Origin of the sequence: Stenotrophomonas maltophilia group sp. RNC7 (assembly GCF_030910085.1) — a bacterium.
Lineage (GTDB): Bacteria > Pseudomonadota > Gammaproteobacteria > Xanthomonadales > Xanthomonadaceae > Stenotrophomonas > Stenotrophomonas sepilia.
Map to the genome: position 1 here is coordinate 1 of NZ_JAVFVN010000420.1, position 693 is coordinate 693.

General features: G+C 26.6%; 1 protein-coding gene. It reads left to right on the forward strand.

The annotated features are described in order from the left end of the window. The first annotated feature begins 243 nt into the window (after window positions 1-243). Entirely contained in the window at window positions 244-399 is a 156-nt protein-coding gene (locus RCF13_RS07240; RefSeq protein WP_308141016.1) for a hypothetical protein, read from the forward strand. Window positions 400-693 lie beyond the last annotated feature (294 nt).

A 693-nucleotide genomic window follows, 5' to 3' on the forward strand; every position in this document is an offset into this window, starting at 1 on the left:
TGATTATATCCAGTGTATTAATAATTGGGATCTGCAACTAAAAATAGAAGTGAAGTTGATATGTTGTGGTTTCAAGCAATGCAGAAGTTGGAGAATAATAGAAGACATAGAGCATTATATAGAAAAGGATATAAAGATAAATACATAAATGAAACGTTGAAATTTCAAATGTTTGAAGTGAAAAAATATGGATATTATTCTGGATGCTGAATATAATATATCTATAGGGAGGAGGTGAAGCGCATGACAGAGAAGATAGTATTGCTAACAGCCATAATCAGCCTAATAGTTGTACTTGTGAAGTTGATAATAATTATCTTAGAGGAACGAAAGAAGAAAAAAGAAAGAGAGGAAAAAAGGGGAAAGGATCCAGCAAAAAAGCCAGATCCAAGCCAATAGCATTAAAGGGGAGGTCGGATCTCCCCTTTAATATATTATATGCTACAAAGTAAAAAAATAAATATACAAATAATAAATACATAAAATAAATTAACACACAAAAATATTACAGATAAAATAAATCAATAAGTAAAATTAAAATAACCAGGATTGAGATCCTGTTCTTTTTTATGTTTAGAAATAAAAGAAATTTAATTATTAAAAAATCATTTAAATAAAACGATTAGAAAAATAATGCCTTAACTTAAAAAATTATATATAATAGGCATATAAACATACATAGTAATTAAGTTT

Bases quoted from the DNA above. Each gene is read 5' to 3' on its own strand.
- RCF13_RS07240 (WP_308141016.1), top strand. From the start codon at position 244: ATGACAGAGAAGATAGTATTGCTAACAGCCATAATCAGCCTAATAGTT.